The sequence below is a fragment of the Vibrio sp. Vb0304 genome (assembly GCF_033338995.1).
Taxonomy (GTDB): domain Bacteria; phylum Pseudomonadota; class Gammaproteobacteria; order Enterobacterales; family Vibrionaceae; genus Vibrio; species Vibrio alginolyticus.
Genome location: NZ_JAWOTT010000189.1, coordinates 1 through 1,262 on the forward strand (window position 1 = coordinate 1; position 1,262 = coordinate 1,262).

At 44.8% G+C, this 1,262-nt stretch carries 1 protein-coding gene; it reads right to left on the reverse strand.

All coding sequences use genetic code 11. The annotated features are described in order from the left end of the window. Positions 1–1,262 (reverse strand): methyl-accepting chemotaxis protein (locus tag R7P35_RS24875; protein ID WP_318093050.1); only part of this gene is annotated, 1,262 nt, incomplete at both ends.

The window sequence follows — 1,262 nt, forward strand, 5'->3', positions numbered from 1 at the left end:
AAGTGCAAGCAAGTTCGTTTGTTCAGCAATGTCTTGAATGATGTTCACCGCACCGCCAATTTTATCGACGTGTTGGTTCAATGAGCCGATAGACTGTTGGCTGTTCGATAGGATACCCGTCAGCTGACCAACATTCGTCACGGTCATTTCTACGACAGAGCGACCTTGTTCGGCGTTAGTCGCGGCTTGGTGAACACCTTCAACCGCAACCGATGTACTTTCAGAAATTTCACCGATAGTGGCAACCATCTGCTGCACGGCCGTCGCCATAGAGGCGGTGTGATCAGTCTGTGCGTGGAACTGTTCCATAACACCTTCAAGCTCACGATGCATGTTGTCCGTGCTCGCTGTTAACTGCATCGATTTTTCTTGTGTGTTGTGGATCAAACGCTCTAGCTTTTCGAGCAGATCGTTGAGATGGTGGCTGATATCAAACAGTTCATCCTTACCAGCAAGATCAGAGCGCAAGCCCATGTTATTGCTTTCGCTGATGTTCTTAATCGTTGCTAGTAAGCTACCAACACGAACGTTGATAGAGCGAGAAATTTGCCAAATCAGCGCAAAAATCACTACTAAGATGAACGCAGTAATGGCTTGCTTGATGCTTGCCATTTTTTCATCGCGTTGGGTTGCGGCAGAATCAATCGATGATGAGAAAGCTTCAAACTGCTCTTCCACGGCGTGAGATAGCGCGCGAGTTTCGCCCAGTAAACCTTTGTTGTACGCCACACCAATGACTTGTTTTTGAGCTGCAAGTTGTTTCGCTGACTCTAACAGTTCTGGAACGTATAGGTCAGACAGTTTGCTTGAGTCAAATTCGCCCATTTTCACCGCATTATCAAACTGGATAAGAGAAAGGATTTGCTGATGGTCGGCGCTTTTCTTTGCTTCAAGTAGCAGGTTTTCGTAACGCGCAAGAATGCCACTTTCTTTGTCTAGGCCATACTTTTGAGAAGCGGAAACTAATGCTTGGAAACCTTTTTGATAAGCGAGTAAATCCTGCTTGAAACGCTGACTTGAGGGTAGGTCGTATCGGTTTAGGATTTGAGCGAGTTCTTTCTCGGTGCTTAAAAACTTATCAACATTGCTATCAAATTTATCTAAGTATTTGACATTGCTGCGAAGTAAAAAGTCTTTCTCATTACGTCGCAAGTTGAGTAAGCGTATTTCTAAATCACCGACAAGTTTTACTGCGTGGTTGAGTTCATTGCTCTGATTTGCGAAATGAGATGAGGTACCCAAAAGGGTCACAATGCCTAAAA